We start from the raw sequence: 20182 nt of genomic DNA on the forward strand, positions 1-20182 counted from the left end.
CAAACAAGGAGGTAATTATGCCAATGATAAATGTGAATAACGTTGATATTTATTATGAAGACAGCGCGCCGGAGGATAAGCAAAAGCCAGTGATGGTCTTTGCGCATGGGCTACTATGGAATACGCGGATGTATGATAAGCAAGTGGAGTACTTTAAATCTGGCTGCCGCTGTATTGCGTTTGATTTTCGTGGGCAAGGTCAGTCGGAGATTACCAAATCAGGCTATGATATGGAGACGCTGACCGAGGATACGCTAGCATTGTTGGATGCGCTAGATATTGATAAATGCCATTTTTTAGGGTTATCGATGGGTGGTTTTGTCGCTCAGCGTATCGCGCTAAAACGTCCGGAGTTAGTGTTATCGCTGACCTTACTTGAAACGTCAGCAGACCCTGAAGACCCAAAAAACGTCCCGCAGTATCGCAAATTGATGAAGGCTATCCGCTGGCTGGGTATGAAGCGAGTCAGTCAAAAAGTCATGCCTATTATGTTTGGCAGTAGCTTTTTGAACGATAAGTCGCGTAAGGCTGATCGCAGAGCGTGGCTCACGATGTTACAAGGCAATCGTAAGGGCGGGGTCGTTAAGGCGACCACAGGTGTCATTGAGCGCTCGGGCACTTACGATCAGCTAGGCGAGATTAGCACGCCGACATTGATTATCGTTGGTGATGAAGATGTGGCAACGCCTTATTCAAAAGCGGAGCGCATGCATTTTGCCATTAAAGGCTCAAAGCTTGCGGTTATTAAAGGCGCTGGACATACAGCGACGGTAGAAGAGCCTGAGCAGGTTAATAAAGTGATTAATACCTTTTTAGCCCACTGTGTCTAACTTTGAGCGAGACTGGAACCAGTTTTGAATCAGACATAGCAATTAATAAAGTATTTATACGAAAAAAAGCCGTTAACTTAAATAGGATAACGGCTTTTTTATTGAAACCATTTAGCAGATTAACGTTAAAGCGGCAGTTTTAAAAAATACTATAAAGCAGTCAGGCTAACGTCTTTATTTATAAGCGGGTCGTATAGTCGCTATTAATATCATCAAGGGTGCCAAAGACCTCAGCGCGATTGACGATTTCGGTGGCCCATGCACGGTGCGTGGCAGGCTCAAGCATGGTATCGTTATATTTAAAGACCGCCTTTGCCTCGCTATGCAAGATTGCCTGCGCTTCATCCAAGGTGCTCAGCGGCACGCAATACGCCTGCTGTACCAACGCAATCTGGCTTGGGTGAATGACCGTTTTGCCGACCAGTCCTAAGTTCACATCACGCATCAGCTCTTTCATAAACAGCGTTGGCTGCTCTAAGTATTCAAATACTGGCGCGGTAAGATAAAAACCATGCGGTACAAAGCAGCCAAGCAGCTGATAGGCGAGCGTACCAATCGGGGTATCATAAACGATGCTATTTTTAGGACGGCGTAAACGCAGTGCGGCAAATAAGTCGTTACCACCGATACGCAGGGCAAAAACGGGTTGACTGAAGGCTTCTTTAAAGCCAATCGCCAATTCTTGATTGTGATGCGGGTTAAAGAGCGCTGCTGTCTCAAGCGTCGGCATCAATAGCTGCTCAGTGCTTAAATTCTGAGACGCCATACGCCAATTAGACAAACTATACATATCGACTTTTGGCATGACAAAACCGTCGACCAAATCAATATGCGCAAAATCTGCCAGCTGCTCTAGCATCGCCGGATGACGCGGACGAATAAAGACTAGTGGTCTGGTTGGTTGATTGGTGTGCGCTTTTGATTGAATGCCATTTTTTTTTGTTGGGTCATTAATGCTATCGACATGCGCCGCCCACGTATGTAGCAGCGTTTGTAGACGTATGAGCGCCAACTCAACATCGCTATGGCTGACCGCATCTTCTAAGCAGATAATAATACTGTTAATCGTCGGCAATTTGTCGCGTGTAATGACTTGCCAAATATCTTGCCGCGTTGCAGGCATATAAAGGCTAGCACCCAATTGATACGGATGATGGGTAAGCGGTTTGAGCATCGCATGACGCTCGGTAATTAGGTGGGCATAAGACTGATTGTTGTTATAAAGGTTGGACTCGTTGTGCGGTATATCGGACATAGTTGGCATCGTAAATAGTGATAAATGAATGGTTATAGCAAAAAATCATAGCGTAAGGACGTATGATAAAAACAGCGCTGCTGATGCAGGATTGATGCATTTCTTTCGTAATACATCAATACATTAATAAATCATGGACGGTTTGTTGACCGCTGCTTGATCAGCGTAATCGCTTGATAGGGGAGTATTTTAGCACCTAATACCGTGATATTGATATCGCGCTCGCTACATAAATGGCGCAATAATACGGTATCTGGGTGATCGGCGGTGGCCAGCAAGATGCGCTCAGGATCACGGCGTAATATCGCCCGTGTCGCCTCTGCAATGGTCGGCTTAATACGATTACGATTGTCAATGTCATAATCAATTGCCAACGTATCAATTAAATCCGCAGTCTGATAGCGTGGTTGCTTGAACGTTTGCAAGTATTGTGGAGACGTAGACAATGCAAGCCGCGTGCTATCAATATGATCAACAAAGGCTAGGCTATGGTCTACCGCAACCAAGTTATCATAAAAAACGCTACGATGTAGCCCCGATTGCGGCTCGGTATATAAACTGCGTGATATCAGCCCAGATACGGTACTGTTCAATAACCCCGATGGAATCAGCCAATCTTCCTCGCTTGCCGCTAACCAAGCAACGCTTGCGGGGTCAGCAAGGGTTAATAGAGGAATAACATTCTCACCCTGATGGAAAATATTGGCAAAATTTGGATGATTAGGGTTGCTAAAGATATCTAAGCTACGAGATAGCTCTTGATAAATCGCTCCTTTGCCCGTCCAGCCGTCGACAAATACGATGGCACTGTTTGGATGAGCATCCAATATCATCTGCAGCGCGACTGGATCAAGGCCGCGATCGCGAATGATACTGATACCATAATGCACACTTGGCAACGCATAGCTGCTATCAGCTACTAATGCACGCTGCAACAATACGCCAATGGGTAAACCTGCGCGTACCAAGCTGACTAATATTAATGGACGTTCAGTACTTACCGTTTGCCAAAAAATATGATGTAGCGTATAAGCCAAGTTAGCAATATCAGTTGCGGTTCTCGTGGTACCTTGCGCTAATGCCTGCTGATACAATTGCTCATGCATGGCAGTCGGCGTATGCTCTAGTGTCAACATATCAGAATAATGGCGCTGTCCACTTTGGATGAGCGCTTCTTTCTGGCTCACAGGTACATCGGCAACGGCGTCTTTATCAACGATATCAAGCAGCACAGTCACATCGCTGGCAAGATAGCTGCCTGAGCCATATTCCTGCATTTTTCGCATATTAGGGTTCGTTATAGGATGGGTCATAAGATGGTTTCTACTTAAAAAAATGAGTTCTACTACTACTACTATTGTTATTATTTAAAAACTATTACGAGCTAAAGCGCGCATGTAGCTGACCATGATTGGGCATGCCATACCAGTCAAGTAGTTGCAAAAATGGCAAATCGGCCAAGCTATCACCAAAACCAAAACTTGGACGCTGATGGTCTAAATGCTGGACTAATAAAAACTGTACCGCATGACGTTTATGAACCGCGTGCGGCAATATCGCCAGATTATTCGCATTCACATGCACATAAAAATCTTGCTCAAAGTCACGTATTAACGTTGGCAACTTTTTAGCGAGCTCTACTAACGCTTGATGGTCCTTTTGCGCATGCTTAATAGCCAGGTAAATAGTCAATTTTTCATTAGCAGAACCATTATTAAAGTGATCGATATGTGGTGTAAATAACAGCTGGCTATTGTCATTTTTACTGTGATTGGCAAATAATTGGCTAAGCTGCTGCAATTTATCCTGTAGTGGTGCAAGCTGACTATGCATACGCTGTTGCCACTGAGCTTGTAGCGTGCCGTCTCTAGCAAGAATAATCGCACCGTGGGTTAAGACTTGCCAACTGTCAAAAGGCAGCTTAACGCGTTTAATTTCACTGCGATCGCGTGCAGTGACCACTATCAGCTCAGTACTAGTAAGCAGCCAATTAAAGAATGCGGCTTGACGCTGACTCATAAAGCTTAGTGGCTTGCCTTGCTTGTTAATAGTCGCGCAAACTAAGTTTTTGGCTTCAGCAGTAGGTAAATCCCACGCATCGATTTTACGTTGGGTTTGAAAAAGTGTATCGTCCAAATCCATCAGCGCGTAGGGTTTGATAATATCGGGATTGGCTTGAAAAAATGGGCTAGTCATAGTATTTGCCATAAAAGCGTGCGTAAATGTGAAAAGTAAAGTAGGGTTTAAAGGATAGTTTTAATAGGACAGCCTTTGTAAGCTAGCTTTTATAAAATAGCTTAAAGTGTCGGACTCACCACCAGCACATTATCCAAATCTTTCCATATATCATCGACGCTATCCGCCGATGTTTCCACGCACAAGACAATCAAGTCCCAATCGCTAGGCTCAACATTATAAGTAAAGTTCGTCATACCAAGCCCATAGTTATCGCTAAAACTGAGCATCGTGGTAATCGCGCCACCAAGGGCAATCGGTGAGCGGGTTAAGGCGCTAAACTTAACCGTAGCGTTTTGAGCTTGTGTCTCAAGCCATTCCGCTAATAAAAACGGCAACCAAACAAACTCATTACTGCCCAATACTAAAATCCGCTTGGGCAACTGCTTTTTATCAAGTTGTCGTTTCTCAAGCTGTTCTTTCTCAAATTGGGCTTGCTGATTAAAAACGTTAAAAGCAGTTTGAAACTGCAAAAGGTAATTATCAAAACCATCGGTACTATCTAGCGTTGGAAAGCGTCCCCAATTGCCAGTTTCACCTAGCGTATGGTTGCCAGCCTCAGTGGTATCGACAGACGGCATGGTAATCGGCTCAGGATTGGGCGCATCGGTCCATTGCCATGCACCAGATAACAAGTGATGACGATGAAAGTCAATATTTGGCAATCGAATGGCAATCGTGTCTTCGGCAGAATCAGATTGGTTCTGACTTAAGGACCAATCTACCAATGTCGTTAGATGCACTTGTTCTAATTCGGTCAGTCCTGCGTTACGAAGGGCGGTGACGACATTGACGCAAGTATTGCCCGTTGACGCTTCATCATCAACCATAATCAAGGTTTTGCTCGCTAGTAGCTGCGCTTGCGTTACTTTATCTGCACTTTGATAAATCAGATGCTGGCTGGCGTGACTGTGGTCTTCGCTAAACGTGGTCAATAAAGAGTGGCTGCTTTTGTCATGATTGCCATCATGTTGCGCATGACGCGTAGAATTTAACAGTAGCGCATTGGGGTAACGCGTTTGTAGCGCTTGATGTACGCCCGCAGATAAGCCAACGGCAGTTTCGGCCATACCAATAACCAAAATGGGTTCAGGCAAATCATCTGGTACTAGGTTTGCCAAATCAGTAAAAGCATGACGCATGGTGCTAGGCGTGACTGGAATATGGCGACCTAAGACTTTTGAGACAAACAAAAATGCGCGTTTAGGGTTAATGCGCTGCGCAAATCCAAGCAAGTCTTCTAGCTCGTAGTTTTTACTGTCACCGCTAAAATTGGTTTGATAAGTTAAATCAAGAGTGCCGCGTGGTAGGGTGATGGTCGTACTGTGTTGCTTATTTGGCATTTATTTTCCTTCGGTCTTGCAATTTGTTAATCGTTATTTTTACTTACTCAGTAGCATCTTCTTCAATCTTTACGCTAACCATAATTGAGCGTACTTGGCAGGGAATGATTTGCTGTGCAATATCCACAAGCTTCGGTTTATCGGTTAAACCAAGCCAATAGCCAAACCCAACTTGGGTTAAATCGAGCCCGCTATGGGTGGTGTAACCGATACCCCCAGAGGGGCGACTATTAATCTCAAGTACGCGGTGCTGCCTGTCATCGTCGGCCTTGGTTTGTACGCTGACGATACCATCACAGCCAAACGCTTTAATCAGTGGAGTAACCACATCCATGACCGCTTGCTCGTAGCCGATATGCTGGATTTTACCCGTTTTATAGCGGGTAACAGCTGCCAATACTTCGCCGTATTCACAGACGACATCGATAGAGTATTCTTGCCCTGACAAATAAGGCATCAGCAACATAGGAATTGGGCGCTCGTGCACCATTAGGCTGTTGGCATAAGCATTGATAAACTGCGTGGTATTGATTTTTTTCTCTTCGGTAAAGTACAAATGTTCAAAGCTATCGTATCGTGCGTCAGCTTCCTTGTCGGTATCAAGTCGCCAAAACCCTTGAGCGAAAATACCAGTGACCGGTTTGACGCATAAAGGCTGATGACCGTGCCTAGCAAGGAGTGATTCAAGCTCTGCGACATTATCAAAGCGCCACGCTTCGGCGACGGGAATATCATGCTCATGACACTGCTGCATAAAGGCAAACTTATCATCTATCGCTTCTAACGCCGCCACACTTGTCGCGCCAGTCAATAAACGAATACCCGCCGCGTCAAATGCTTCCCGCTGCGCTTCATAATCAATGCCATTGCGCCCCGTGAGTAGCACTTTAACGTTATTATTTTTGGCTTGCTCTAAGACAAACTGCCAACGCGGCATTACTGGCTCAGCAGACTCAAGCTCTGCTTGCTCATCGCTATCTGTGGCACTTGCAGACGGCTCAATATATACGCTATCGGCAAATTCAAAAATCTCAGGTCTATTATGACGGTGTGAAGCAATAATGTTAAATGGCGTCTCAGATTGGGCTTTTAATGCTTGTAGGCTGGCGAGCATATCACGCTGGCTTGACTGACCTTCCGCTAACCAAACGGCAGATGGCGTAGTAGACGTTGTGTGAGGGCTTTGGTTAGCAGGGGATTTCATAATTCTCTCAGCGTTATTAAAATTTATAGAGTGCAACAACTAGAATTGAGTCTTGAAGAGGGTCAGTCGTTCAGCGCGTTATCATATTACCTAAAATAGAGGCTATTATATACAAATGCTAAGCGTTATAAATGCTGCTAACAAAATAGCATTAAGGATTTGTAAAAATGTTTTTGCCGGCTGGTTAACGCTTTGTTGAACGGGCGTGCGCTGTAAAAATCAGCTGTTATCCATGCTACTATAGTGCGATAGTCAACAGCATCCATATCAACAAATAATAAATAACCTAAAGGATAAATGATGAGTCAACCTCAAAAACTGATTGCTGGTGCCAATGCGCCGCTGCCAACCGATAACATTAGCATCCGTATTTTAAGCCAAAGCGCCATCGATTGCGCCGCTTATCGCCTGACGACTGACGGTAAAGTACGCGGCGATGGCGACATGATATTTTATGGGCAGACGCGTAGCGATGATGGCAGTGTAAGCTTCCGTGGACATGATAGCGATGGATTTTTTGATATTAATTTACCTGCGCAGCCAGCGAGTATCGACAAGATAGCCCTTGCGTTTTCTAGTGCGCAAACACTGGCGCAAGTCGGCGATGTGGATGTTCAAGTCTTGCAAGGCAGCCAAGTGCTGATGACTTGTCAGTTAAGTGCTGCTGGACGTAATGAAAAAGCCATTATCCTTGCAGAATGCTACCGTCGCCAAGGTAGCTGGAAGTTCCGTTTTATCGCCCAAGGTTTTGAAGGTGGTCTAAAGCCCTTATCTGAACATTTCGGTGTAGAGATTGCTGATGAAGCGCCAGCTCAAGCTCAACCAATCAATACGCAGAAGCCAATCAACACGCAAAAAGCGGGTAGTGCGCCGCAAACAACTACGCCGCCGCCAATTCCTAGCGCTGCTCAAAATCCGTCAATCAATCTCAGTAAAATCACCTTAACCAAGAACCAAACTAGCATCAATCTAAAGAAACGCGATGATTTTGGTAAAATCTCTGTCAACCTCAACTGGAATCAACGTCCAGATAATAGTACACGAGCGCCTAAAAAAGGCTTGCTTGGTGATCTGTTCAAACAGCATAAAGCTAGTGGTATTGACCTTGATGTCGGAGCGATGATTCATCTGAAAAATGGTGAAAAAACGCTGATTCAGGCCTTGGGCAATCGCTTTGGTAATTTACAATCAGCGCCTTATGTGTTGCTCCGTGCCGATGATAGAACCGGACAAGTCAGTGGCGGTGAGTGGCTCGATATCAACGGGCAACAGTGGTCGCAGATTGAAGAAGTCTTTATCTTTGCTTTTATTTACGAAGGCGTACCAAATTGGGCGCAAACCGATGGCGTTGTGACCATTCATGTGCCAGATCAGCCGCCGATTGAAACTCGTTTGACAGAAGGCACAGGTAACTTGCCCATGTGTGCGATTGCGCGTCTGGTCAATCAAAATGGCAGTATTAATGTTGAGCGGATCAATCAATACTTTAAAGGTCATCAAGAAATGGACAAAGCCTTTAATTGGGGCTTCAGCTGGAAGCGTGGTAGTAAATAAGGCTTTTTGATAATAAAGTATAATTTAAAAAAACAGCCCGTCTATTTATATAGACGGGCTGATTGCTTATAGATTACTAAAACTCTTAATTAAGATTGCTTAACCTATTTACGCATGCGGCGTGATAGCAGGCATCAAGTCATGGAAAGTACGACCAGAAGCAGTTTCGCCAATGGCATGCATTTTCCACTCGTTATTATGACGATAGACTTTTGCCATAATCATTGCGGTGTGTCCACCTTGCGCTGATAAATTGTAGCGGGCAACTTCCTGATTGTTATTGGCATTGACGATACGGCAAAAAGCGTTTTCTACCGTTTCAAAGGTCTGACCAGTAAAGCTATTAACGGTAAATACTAACGATACTACGTTCGCTGGCACTTTTGATAAATCAACGTTAATGACTTCGTCGTCGCCGTCGCCGTCACCTGTGCGGTTGTCGCCAGTATGGACGATGCTGCCATCTTTTGATTTTAGCTGACTGAACCAAATCGCATCGACCGCTTGTTTATTGGCATCAAACATAATGCATGAAGCGTCTAAATCGATCGAGTCGCCGCCCGTACCGCCGCCAAATAACTTGCCTAAGAAGCCGCCTTTTTTCTCTTGTGGTCCTTGAAAGACGTCCCAGCCTAAACCCAATTTTACTTGCGTAAGCTCACCGCCAGCTTCTTTGCTGAGGGAGATTTTTTGACCCTTTTGTAAACTAACTGCCATGGTAAAATCCTTATAATAATTGTGAGGGGATTAATGAATTTTTAGTGTTTGTTTTTAGTTCTTCATTTCTGCACTGCTTTAGAGCTTCAATCTTGGCGATGACTTTAATGATAGAATGCAACTTCAATTATAAAATATTATCTAAAAAACCACCGCTGCCACCGCGACCGCCTGAGCTCGTACCTAAGATGCTTTGTAACCAGCCTTGATAGCTGTCACGATTACGTGAGCAGATGATAACTTTGCCCGTTCCTGAGAAGTTTAAAACCATGCCTTCACCACTGGTGACCGAATTGATAATATTGCTCATGATGCCTTTTTTCTTACTGGTCGAGACTGACAGCTTATAATCAAGGTTTGAATCCCAACAGACCACATGGCCATTATCAATGATGACGTCTTTATCAGGCGTCACATCAATCTCAAATAGCGAACCAAAACCAGAAACGACAACTTGACCTTTACCTTGGGTTTGCATCACCATAAAGCCGCCGGTATCACCAAAGACCGCACCGCCGAGGTTACGCTGGATATTGGCTCTGATGTCGATGCCCGTTTGTGCGGCAACGAACGCGCCATCGCTCAAGGTGTATTGCTGCGCACCGCAATCGATGATTTGCATATCGCCATCAAGCGTCGGGGCTAGCAGACAATCACCTTCACCATTGACCGCTTCAATCTGCTGTTGAAATAAGGATTCATCGTTGGCAAAGCGGCGCATCAGTGATTGCATAAGACCGCCCTGTAGCTTACCTTTAAGCTCAAGGTTCGACTCCATCATCACCATGGCATTGGCTTCACAATAAATCGAATCGCCTTTTTTTAAGTTACAATGCAAAAAAGGTTCAATGGTGCCGATTAAGCTAAACGTCGCTGCCATGGGGTGTAAATCCTTATTCTAATATCTTGAATGTTTTTTTATAAAAAATGAGCATCTGTAATTTAAGCCTACCAATTACATTTAAAGCCATCAAATGCTTTAGACAGGCACACCTGATGGCTTATTGATTATTGCAATCAAATAGTCGATTGCGATAGTAGTCTTACAAATATCTTATAGAGCGTTAAACGTTGACGCCATAAGAAGAGGCTAATGGGCCTAGACCACCACTAAAGCCTTGACCAACAGCGCGGAATTTCCAGTCGCCGTTATGACGGTATAACTCACCAAAAATCATCGCTGTCTCAGTGCTACCATCTTCTGATAGGTCATAACGGGCGATTTCGGCTTGACCATTATCATTGACTACACGGATATAAGCGTCGCCAACTTGGCCAAAGTTTTGGTTACGCGCTTGACCTTCATAAATGATGGCGCAGATAGCGACTTTACTCACATCTGCTGGAATACTAGCAAGATTGATTTTGATTTTTTCATCATCACCGTCGCCTTCGCCCGTACGGTTGTCACCTGTGTGCTCAACCGCGCCATTGTCCGACTTTAGATTGTTAAAGAAAATAAAATCTTGGTCATTACGCACTTTGCCTGCTTCGTTTACCAAAAAGGCAATGGCGTCTAAGTCAAATTCTTGACCATCAGTAGCGCGTGGATCCCAGCCAAGACCAACGGTAATGTTGGTTAAGCCTGGGGCTTCTTTTGATAAGTTTACGTTGCCGCCTTTTGTTAAGCTAATAGCCATATAAATATCCTTTGGATTAATAATTAAGTGGATTTGATTTTATAAAATAAAAATAGGGCAGTCATGCTATTTACGCGTAAGTATTTCAGCGCAAAAGGTCAGTAAATCGACCTGTACGCCATAACCTGCCTATCATTACGTTTTACTATACTAAGCGTTTGCTTACTAAGCAAGGTGTATTTTGTGTGCCTATCTGACAGTTATATTTTTGCTTATATAAGAGGATGTTACGAGCATGTCTGACCTATTTTAGCTATTTATCTTATTATCATTTATAATAGCGCGCTCAGGTTCCCTCCACCCTGACTCAAAAAAAGGCCTCCTTTATGAATACCTGTATCATTTCGACCAATCCCGCTTCATCCATTCGTTATAGCCGTGCGTTGTTCTGGCTTGTCAGCCTGCATATCTTTATCATCGCCATTAGTAATTATTTAGTGCAAATACCGGTCGGGCTATTTGGCTTTATTACGACATGGGGGGCGGTCACTTTTCCTTTTATATTTTTGATTACAGATTTGACCGTACGTATCTTTGGTCAACATCTCGCTAGACGCATTATTTTCTTTGCCATGCTGCCAGCGCTCGCCATTTCTTACTATTTTTCGGTCGTATTTGCTGATGGACAGTTCGTCGGTCATGAACATCTGCTCGATTTTAATTTATTTGTCTTTCGCATTGTCCTCGCCAGCTTTAGTGCTTACGTCATTGGACAGCTGTTAGATATTAAAGTTTTTAATAATTTACGTCAGCTTAAAACGTGGTGGATTGCGCCTCTAGCATCGACGTTTATTGGTAATCTGGTCGATAGCTTCTGCTTTTTTGCCATCGCTTTTTATAAAAGTCCAGATGCTTTTATGGCAACGCACTGGGTTGAGATTGGCGCGATGGATTATCTGTTTAAGATAGTCATGGGTGTGCTTATCTTTTTACCTTTATATGGCGTGATATTGGCAAAATTGCAAAAGATGCTCGCTGATAAGTAGAGCGAAAATCAATAGCCTAAGCTAATCCCTGCTCGCAATTCTATTCTTCATAGCCCCTATAAAAAAACAGGTCATAACCAATAATGATGATGACCTGTGATTTAACAATCTGAATAAGTCTAAGTATTACGTCGACAATTATTGCGTTATTCAAGCGCTTGGCGTTTACGATAATTGAGTGACGCGACAAACGCCCAACCAATAAAGGCAATACCAATCAGACCAGTGATAATCTCTGGTACATGGAATTTCACCGACAATAGCATAATGATGGCTAGAGCGCCGATGGCATAATGCGCGCCATGTTCGAGATAGACAAACTCATCAAGCGTGCCTTTATCAACTAAGAAAATAGTCATCGAACGCACGAACATCGCACCGATTGCTAGACCGAGCATAATCACGATAACGTCATTGGTAATCGCAAAGGCGCCAATCACGCCGTCGAAGCTGAATGAGGCATCAAGGACTTCTAGGTATAAAAAGCCGATAATACCACCTTTCATAATCGCGCTAGTTGCTGCTGCACCTGAGCCAGCTTCAGCGTTTTCTAAGTCTTCTTCAAGGTCGCCTTCTAGCATACCCGAGACCACTTGGACGCCAAGATATACCAAGATACCCCAAACGCCAGCGATTAGGACCGCGGCTGACTGCTCAGGGTTGGCAAATGATACCGCAATCATCAACACGATAAGGGCGACAAACACGCTCATGGCATCGACTTTACCCAGTTTGACCAAGCGGCTCTCAAGCCAATCAAACCAATGTACTTCTTTATCATCAAAGATAAAGTTTAAGAACACGAGTAATAAGAAGATACCACCAAAGGCTGAGATTTCAGCATGGTGCGCCAATAGTCTGGCTGAGTATTCTTTAGGATCGTTTAAGGCCAAATCGACCACTTGCATAACCCCAAGGTCAGCCGTCACTGCTACGATAACGATTGGGAATACCAAGCGCATCCCAAAGACAGCAACTAAAATACCAACGGTTAAAAATATCTTTTTCCAAAACTCGTCCCAGCCTTTGAGGACTGAGGCGTTGACCACCGCATTATCGAATGATAATGAGATTTCCATGACGGCCAAAATAGCGGTAATAGATAAGGTGGTTATCATACCGCCTATACCGCCGTGTGAATATCCCCACCATGCCGCGACTGCTAGGGCAATAATGGTGAAGATAAAGTCTAAATAAAAATGTCTCATGACATATCCTGTCTGGTTGCATAAAGCTAAAGTCGGTCTATTATAAACACAAACCACAAAAAAAGTGGTTATTGCTAACCACTTTTTTGCCTAATTTTAAACGAAACTTAAAGCATTACCAGTCTTTTAGCTAGGAATAATTGTGACTATTTTGCAACCATATTTTACTGGCAGAATGGCAAGGGATAGCGCTGCCATATTGCTCTAAGTTTCGGCGGTGTTTATGTCTAGGCATTGTTTTTAGTATGGGCTAAGTTGTTGGCAGAGGTTAATATCGAGTTAGATATTGACGCCATACTGATGACACATGGCTTGTAAGCCGCCTGAATAGCCTTGACCAACGGCGCGGAATTTCCACTCACCGTTATGACGATAAACTTCGCCAAACACCATTGCCGTTTCAACAGAGTAATCTTCTGCTAAGTCAAAACGTACCACTTCTGTGCCTGTTTCTTCATTGACCACACGGATAAAAGCATTGGCGACTTGACCAAAGTTTTGGCTACGAGCAGCAGCATCATGAATCGTGACCGTAACGACGATTTTATCGACATCAGCAGGCACTTGGGTCAGGTTTACTTTGACGACTTCATCATCGCCGTCGCCTTCGCCCGTGCGGTTATCGCCGGTATGTTCGATTGCGCCATTGTCAGATTTTAGCTGGTTGTAAAAAATAAAGTCATGATCGCCGCGTACTTTACCAGCGGTATTTAGCAAAAACACGCTGGCATCAAGGTCGAACTCAGCGCCAGAGGTTGCGCGCTCATCCCAACCAAGACCGATAAGTAGCTTGGTTAAATTTGGGTCAGTTTTGGTGAGCGATAAATTACCGCCTTTATTTAATGATAAAGCCATGAGATTATCCTTGTTATTAGAGTGATTAAGGGTTTGATATTTTGTATATAAATCAAAACGCTAGCAAAAGTGGGATTAAAGCGGTTAAAAATCTGTCGCTTAACGGTTGCTAGTAACGTTCTATCATAGCAACAAAAAATGACCCAATCAAAGCTGATTGGGTCATAGTTATGTGTACGCTAAGACTGACTGGAAAAGACTGGGCTTAAATGCTGCTTTTATATTTAACCAAGCAGCTCTAACGATGGCGAATCTCAAAACTTTGATGAATCGGCTTTTTGATATTAAAATCAAAGCCTATCGTTTGTGGCGTGATATCGATAATGTCGTAGCGTTCGGTTAACTGCTCATCGAGCTCAAAGCGGGTGAAATTGTTTGAGAAATATAACACACCGTCAGAGGTTAAGCGGTTCATCGCGCGGTTGATAAGAGCAGCATGGTCACGCTGGACATCAAAAGTACCTTGGAACTTTTTTGAATTTGAAAAAGTTGGTGGGTCGATAAAGATAATATCAAATTGTTCCGTATTACCCTTAATCCACTCAAAAATATCAGCGGCGACAAATTGATATTTATTGCTGCTGACATTTAAACCATTTAAAGCAAAGTTTTGCTTGCCCCAATCAAGATAGTTTTGCGACAAGTCAACGCTGGTGACTTTTTTCGCGCCAGCCAGTGCTGCGTGGACGCTCGCCGTGCAAGTATAAGCAAATAAGTTCAGCACCGATTTGCCGCGGCTGTTGTCTTTGATACGGGCGCGCATATTGCGGTGGTCAATAAACAAGCCTGTATCGAGGTAATCGGTAAAGTTGACGTACAGATAGGCGCCATTTTCGCGCGCAACATAAAATTTACCGCGTTTTTCGCTACTGCCTTGCTTGCTATATTGGTCATTGCCCGATTGGCGTGCCCGAGTTTTGATAAAAACTTGTTCGCGGTTAATATTGAGCACTTCGCGAATGCCCATCAAGGCCAAATTAAAACGTTTTTTCGCGGTCTCTACCGGAATGGTTTTTGGTGGCGCGTATTCTTGCACGTGCACATAATCGCCATACAAATCAATCGCCACTTTAAAGTCAGGCAAGTCAGCATCGTAGACGCGAATATTGCTGACAGTGTCTTTGCTAGCGAGTCTTTTAAGTTTGCCCAGATTTTTTTGCAACCGGTTAATAAAGTCTTGGCCTTCTTCCACGGCAATCTCGCGCTTCTCAAAGCGACTAATAAGGCTACCTGTTTGCCCAGCAATTAAGGTACCGTAGCGGAAATAAACCGTGATTGCCCCATTATGGCAGCGCAAAGTTTTTGGCTCTTTAATGGGCAAGATATCAACCTGTTCGACATTGGCTGCCAAGATACCAAGCATCGGATTGACGCCACTACCCGCAAAGCTGTCTTGTAAGATAAGCCCAAGCGCTTGATATAATGGCTTAATCATCTCTTCATCGCCCAAGCGCTCACCGTAAGGTGGGTTGGTAATGACCAGAGGATTGCTTAAGCGGCCATCATCGGCTAATGGCTTTAAAACGTGGCTGAGCTGATTAAGGGCGCGGGTTTCAAGGTCAAGTAGCGGCAATAAATCCTGCAAACCTGCGGCAATCAAGTTCTTTTCTGTCGCGAGAATTGCCCCACTATCGGCATCGAAGCCCAGAATGAGCGGCAAGGTATCAGGTTGTTCGTTGATAATCTCTAAAGCTTCACGAAAACGCGTTTGCGCATCGTCAATCATTTGTTGCCATAGCGCTTCATCATGATGTTGCCATTGATAAAAGCCAAATTGATTGGCCGCTTTATCGATACCGACAGCATAATCGCAGTGCATGAGTAGCGCTTCAATGATAAAGGTACCTGAACCGCACATCGGGTCGATTAGGGCGTTATAAAAAGGTGCATTACCGGCATCATTCTTTTTATGCCAACCTGCGCTATAAAGTAGCGCCGCCGCTAAGTTTTCTTTTAGCGGTGCTTCAGTCATAGCCACACGGTAGCCACGGCGGTGCAAACTGGTGCCTGATAAATCTAAATATAGCTCAGCTTGCTTGTCATTGACTGTCGCAAATACTGAGAAATCGGGATTTTTACTATCGACATTAGGACGGCTGTCATACACTTCATTAAAAGTATCGGCAATCGCATCTTTGATACGCAGCATGGCGAATTGTTGACTGACGGCAACGCGCTTATCGACAGACAGACGAATGGCAAACGTCTGCTCTAAGCTAAATTGCTCGGTCCAATTGACCGATTTTGCCAAGCCATACAGCTGTTCTGCCACATCGTATTCGGTATTGATATTTTTACGTTTAATCAGCATCAAGACCCGCGACGCTACCCGTGACCATAAACAAATGGTATAAAGGTCGCGCAAGCTACCAGTGACCGCTAAGCGTCCTGTACTTTTCATCTCACTTGCAATGCCAAAGCTGCTTAGCTCAATTTGTAGCGGTGCTTCAAGCCCATCGGCACAAGTAATAATAAGGTCAAGCGACAACTCGGCTGCAGCGGTTGATAAGGAGTTGGGCGTGGTAGTTTCGGTCATACGGTTACCTGTGGGCTAAATTGATAAATAATGCACCTCAAAACCCTGATGTTTAAAATCTTAAGGCTTAAAATTATGAGGTTTAACTGGCAATTTTACCATAATTACGAAGTTGATAGTTTAAAGTGGCAGTGTTTATGGTGCAGTGTTTAAAAGCTACGTTGAAAAAATGATGACTTACTGGGTTTTGAGATTATCGAGCCGTTATTCAGCATCTTTTTTTAATGAGTTGTCTTCAGTAATCAGTTTGGTCGTGGTTGCAAAGGGTTTGGTGTCGATAGGAGAATCAACGTTTTTTGGCATTAGCAGGCGCATATGCGGGTAGGGGGTTGAGATATTTGCCTCATCGAACGCCCGTTTGATATTTTCCGTCAAGGCTTCTTTAATTTTTGGCATACGCGCAACGGCGGCAGGCTTGACCCAAAAACGGATGACAAAAAATACCCCATATTCGCCAATCTCGTCTACCGTCGCTGAGGTTTCAGGGCGTTTTAGCACTACTTCACTATCAGACAATACTTGTAAAATAACCTCGCGCGCCTTGTCGACATCATCTTCAAAAGCAATGCGCATACGGATATCAAAACGGATAAAGTTTTTTGAAGTTAAATTGGTGACTACTGATGAGGCGACATTGGAGTTGGGGATGATGACGGTGATGTTATCACGGGTTAAAATATGGGTCGTGCGTAACGCGATGACCACAACCCGCCCTTCATTGTCATTGATATTGACCCAGTCACCGACTTGAAAGGACTGCTCAAGTAAAATGGTAATGCCGGCGATAAAGTTAGCAAGCGTCGATTGGGCGGCAAAACCCACGGCAATACCGGCAATCCCCAGACCTGCTACCAAAGATACGATATCAAAGCCAAATTGTGCCATAACGCTGGCAAGCCCGAATACCAATAATAGCACCGATAAAATATTTTTAAGCAGCTGCTCAATAGAGGCGTTTAGACCATAATGCTGTAAAACCTTATGTATAATTTGTCCAGATGACGCCCATAACACATAGTAAATTCCCGCCCACGTACTGGCTTTAGCCGTGGCTTTGACCGTATCTGGTTCAAAGCTTAGCTGACTCATAATAGCGATTAAACTGCTGACTATCCAAATATAGCGTAATACCGAGCGGGCGATTTTAGAGCGGCGTTCATTGAGCCCAATGCGGCTTTTGCTTTTCTTGATAAGATAGATGGCAAGCCAATAAAAAAATCCCAATACCGCCAGCAGTATTAGGATTTTGATGGCCGTGCTCACCAGTTCTACTGATTTAGAAGTCCAGTCGAGTGAGTCTTCTTCGATGGAGCCGCCGATAGCAATATATAGGCTGGTATGTAGGTCGCGAACAATCTCTTGAAAGAAGTCAGTAATACCAGCGATTGCCATTGTTTTATCCATGCAAAGTTTGGGTCTACATCAAATGAATCGTAAAAAGAGCTTATACTAAGATAATTCAGCTATAAAATCATCTAATAATAAAGTTTTAACGCTAAATTTTTAAGGAACAATCAGCGTAAACCGCGCAGCTCATTTTCGATCTGAGCTTAGCTGCGCGTAATAGCTTAAACCATATTAACGTTAATTTTAATAAAAATGGTTTTATCAGTCGATTAAAAAGTCCCTTCTTGAGTATCGTGATACTGATAAGGAATTTTCATCATACGCTGCACATCACGTAACGCCGTACGCAGACCTTCTAGTATCGTCGGATGATAAAAAGGCGTATCGAGCATGTCCTTTATACTCATATCATTGGTAATAGCCATCGCCAATATATGACCGATATATTCAGCATCAGGGGCAACCATGCTTGCGCCCAAGATTCTATCTGTCTTTTTGCAACCATAAATATGCAGTAGACCACAATTGACACCCATCACGCGGCTACGACCTTGATTGTCAAAGCTGACTTTTCCAATCACATATTCAAGCTCTGGATCTGCTTGTATCTCAGGTAGCGACATGCCGACATTGACGATTTGTGGCGAGCAAAAGACGATAGAAAATGGCGCAGCAGTTGGGCGGATATAAGCATCGCTATTGTTGTTACAGACCATACTACCCGCACTAAAACCTTCATCGCTGGCAACGTGTAATAAAGGCAGATTGGCATTAGCATCACCGACAATATAAACTTCTAAATTGCCAATTTTACCCGTTTTTTTATCGAGCTGCTTTGGACGATTTTTGTCATCAAGCCCAACGCCCAAGTTTTCAACGCCTAGAGCCGCGATATTATTGCGTCGGCCCGTAGCGACCAATACATAATCGCCCTGCCACTGGCGCGTCTCACCAGCGCTGTCTTCGTAATCGATAAAAGCCGCTGAGCCTTCGTTATCTGCTGCTTGCTGACCGACGTCGTTAATCTTGCTACCCAAATGCATGGTCATCTCACGACTTAAGCAATCAATGGCTTTATTATTGATATCTTCATCTTTTAAACCGGCGACGCGTTTGTCGCGATTAAAAAGTGTCACCTCGACGCCCAAACGTGTAAAGGCTTGGGCGAGCTCCAAGCCGATAGCCCCTGCGCCGATGACGGCGAGAGACTTTGGTAAATCAGTTAGCTCAAAGACGGTATCGGAAGTCAATAATGTTTTGCCAAGTTTATCCGCCCAGTTATCAGGGATAAACGGCTTACTACCAGTCGCCACGATAATTTTATCGGCTTCGATGAGTTCATCATTGACCTCAATGAGACCTTGTTGGTTGATGTAAGCGCGACCCGCTATTTTTGTCTCAGCAGGCCAGCTTTCTACTTGCTTTTGGACGTAACTGGCAAAATGATTGCGTTCGGCGCGAACCCGCTCCATCACTTGTTTGCCATCTATTTGAGCAGTAGCATGAATACCAAACTCGCCAGAATGGTTGGTGTCATAGGCGCGATCGGCAGCAGCGATGAGAAGTTTACTCGGCATACAGCCGACGGCAATACAAGTCGTTGACCAAGAGCCGTCATTAATAATGAGGACGTCGTCTTTTAGTTTTCTGGCTTGGCGAAAGGCATTTTGACCGGCGGTACCGGCGCCGATGACCGCCACCGTTACCTTGCGCATCGCTTTTTTATCAGTGTTATTATCGGTGGTGCTGTCAGTCTGTTGATTCATATTACTCACAAAAAAAAGGTTTTATCGTAGTCGATAGAGATAAATAAAATTGCCAAACAATCATAAAAATATTATGGGGCGAGCGTGGCAAGTAAGCGTTCGGTGTAGCCGGCTGCGCGTAAATTGCGCTGTGCATGGGTGAGCGTGCCATCTTTATCAAAGACAAAGGCTGAGCGTACAAGACCTAAGCTGACTTTGCCATACATATTTTTTTCTTTAATTACATCAAAATACTGGCACAATTTCTCATCACTGTCGCTAATCAGAGGAATATGCAAATTGTACTTAGCGATGAATTTTTCGTGAGACTCAACGCTATCGCGCGACACACCGATGATATCGTAGCCCAACTCATCAAATGCATTGATATGAGTAGTAAATTCTGTCGCTTGGGTGGTACAGCCTGGGGTGTTGTCTTTTGGATAAAAATATAAGATAAGCCCTTTATCGGTATGGGCAACCAGCTCTTTTAGGCTGATATCGTCATGAATAAAATTGCCGTCTAGCTCGCGCACGATAGTGACCGGAAAATCGGGCAGGGCAAGGTTCTCTGTAGTGGGCTTAGCCATTATAAAATCCTTATTAGTTTCGGTTATACGTATATTATAGTAGGTGGTCTTATTATAGGCAGATTGGCAGAAATAAATACTCCGTTTTACACTTCACTTATTCATTCGCAACAAAAAAGACTGGCAATGGCCAGTCT

17 protein-coding genes are annotated in these 20182 nt (G+C 44.1%); 3 read left to right on the top strand and 14 right to left on the bottom strand.

Annotation, left to right across the window (positions count from 1 at the left end):
* The first annotated feature begins 17 nt into the window (after nt 1-17).
* Nucleotides 18-830 (top strand): alpha/beta fold hydrolase, encoded by an 813-nt coding sequence (locus tag JFC07_RS01365; RefSeq protein ID WP_198327901.1) that lies wholly within the window; start codon nt 18-20, stop codon nt 828-830.
* A gap of 178 nt (nt 831-1008) precedes the next feature.
* Here JFC07_RS01365 and JFC07_RS01370 read toward each other — a convergent pair whose 3' ends face one another.
* The 5 genes from JFC07_RS01370 to JFC07_RS01390 all read right to left on the bottom strand — a co-directional run bounded on the left by JFC07_RS01370 (nt 1009) and on the right by JFC07_RS01390 (nt 6867).
* On the bottom strand, nt 1009-2085 hold the full coding sequence (locus tag JFC07_RS01370; protein ID WP_198327902.1) for an HpcH/HpaI aldolase/citrate lyase family protein: 1077 nt from the start codon (nt 2083-2085) through the stop codon (nt 1009-1011).
* 131 nt (nt 2086-2216) lie between these two features.
* Entirely contained in the window at nt 2217-3371 is a 1155-nt protein-coding gene (locus JFC07_RS01375; RefSeq protein WP_227678217.1) for a cysteine protease StiP domain-containing protein, read from the bottom strand.
* A 91-nt stretch (nt 3372-3462) separates the two neighbouring features.
* Nucleotides 3463-4281, bottom strand: a complete 819-nt coding sequence (locus JFC07_RS01380; protein WP_198327904.1) for an HAD hydrolase family protein — start codon at nt 4279-4281, stop codon at nt 3463-3465.
* Between the two features lie 101 nt (nt 4282-4382).
* Nucleotides 4383-5663, bottom strand: coding sequence for a phosphoribosyltransferase domain-containing protein (locus tag JFC07_RS01385; protein WP_198327905.1), 1281 nt, complete (start codon nt 5661-5663; stop codon nt 4383-4385).
* 43 nt (nt 5664-5706) lie between these two features.
* Nucleotides 5707-6867: an ATP-grasp domain-containing protein gene (locus tag JFC07_RS01390; RefSeq protein ID WP_198327906.1), complete on the bottom strand. Its 1161-nt coding sequence runs from the start codon at nt 6865-6867 to the stop codon at nt 5707-5709.
* Between the two features lie 300 nt (nt 6868-7167).
* Here JFC07_RS01390 and JFC07_RS01395 point away from each other — a divergent pair, with 300 nt between their 5' ends.
* A complete protein-coding gene (locus tag JFC07_RS01395; protein ID WP_198327907.1) occupies nt 7168-8421 on the top strand; it encodes a TerD family protein in 1254 nt (417 codons plus the stop codon).
* A gap of 108 nt (nt 8422-8529) precedes the next feature.
* On the opposite strand, the gene JFC07_RS01400 is transcribed toward JFC07_RS01395, so the two are convergent.
* From JFC07_RS01400 to JFC07_RS01410, 3 genes are all read right to left on the bottom strand, one after another.
* Complete coding sequence (locus JFC07_RS01400; RefSeq protein WP_144297141.1) at nt 8530-9138, bottom strand: TerD family protein; 609 nt, start codon at nt 9136-9138, stop codon at nt 8530-8532.
* A gap of 127 nt (nt 9139-9265) precedes the next feature.
* Nucleotides 9266-10018 (bottom strand): TIGR00266 family protein, encoded by a 753-nt coding sequence (locus JFC07_RS01405; protein ID WP_198327908.1) that lies wholly within the window; start codon nt 10016-10018, stop codon nt 9266-9268.
* Between the two features lie 184 nt (nt 10019-10202).
* Nucleotides 10203-10778 (bottom strand): TerD family protein, encoded by a 576-nt coding sequence (locus JFC07_RS01410; RefSeq protein WP_068408073.1) that lies wholly within the window; start codon nt 10776-10778, stop codon nt 10203-10205.
* Nucleotides 10779-11104: 326 nt separating this feature from the next.
* Here JFC07_RS01410 and JFC07_RS01415 point away from each other — a divergent pair, with 326 nt between their 5' ends.
* Nucleotides 11105-11764 carry a 7-cyano-7-deazaguanine/7-aminomethyl-7-deazaguanine transporter gene (locus tag JFC07_RS01415; RefSeq protein ID WP_198327909.1) on the top strand — a complete coding sequence of 220 codons (660 nt, stop codon included), beginning with the start codon at nt 11105-11107 and terminating at the stop codon, nt 11762-11764.
* Between the two features lie 146 nt (nt 11765-11910).
* On the opposite strand, the gene JFC07_RS01420 is transcribed toward JFC07_RS01415, so the two are convergent.
* The 6 genes from JFC07_RS01420 to JFC07_RS01445 form a co-directional block, all read right to left on the bottom strand.
* The gene (locus tag JFC07_RS01420; RefSeq protein ID WP_198327910.1) at nt 11911-12972 is read right to left on the bottom strand and encodes a DUF475 domain-containing protein; all 1062 of its coding nucleotides are present in this window, start codon (nt 12970-12972) and stop codon (nt 11911-11913) included.
* A gap of 279 nt (nt 12973-13251) precedes the next feature.
* A complete protein-coding gene (locus JFC07_RS01425) occupies nt 13252-13827 on the bottom strand; it encodes a TerD family protein (RefSeq protein ID WP_068408067.1) in 576 nt (191 codons plus the stop codon).
* A gap of 238 nt (nt 13828-14065) precedes the next feature.
* Entirely contained in the window at nt 14066-16363 is a 2298-nt protein-coding gene (gene rlmKL / locus JFC07_RS01430) for a bifunctional 23S rRNA (guanine(2069)-N(7))-methyltransferase RlmK/23S rRNA (guanine(2445)-N(2))-methyltransferase RlmL (RefSeq protein WP_198327911.1), read from the bottom strand.
* 204 nt (nt 16364-16567) lie between these two features.
* Complete coding sequence (locus JFC07_RS01435; RefSeq protein WP_226928854.1) at nt 16568-17755, bottom strand: mechanosensitive ion channel family protein; 1188 nt, start codon at nt 17753-17755, stop codon at nt 16568-16570.
* Nucleotides 17756-17979: 224 nt separating this feature from the next.
* Complete coding sequence (locus JFC07_RS01440; RefSeq protein WP_198327912.1) at nt 17980-19476, bottom strand: dihydrolipoyl dehydrogenase; 1497 nt, start codon at nt 19474-19476, stop codon at nt 17980-17982.
* Between the two features lie 71 nt (nt 19477-19547).
* Nucleotides 19548-20045: a peroxiredoxin gene (locus tag JFC07_RS01445; protein WP_198327913.1), complete on the bottom strand. Its 498-nt coding sequence runs from the start codon at nt 20043-20045 to the stop codon at nt 19548-19550.
* Between the last annotated feature and the right edge of the window lie 137 nt (nt 20046-20182).

Source organism: Psychrobacter faecalis (assembly GCF_016107575.1).
Taxonomy (GTDB): Bacteria; Pseudomonadota; Gammaproteobacteria; order Pseudomonadales; family Moraxellaceae; genus Psychrobacter; species Psychrobacter faecalis.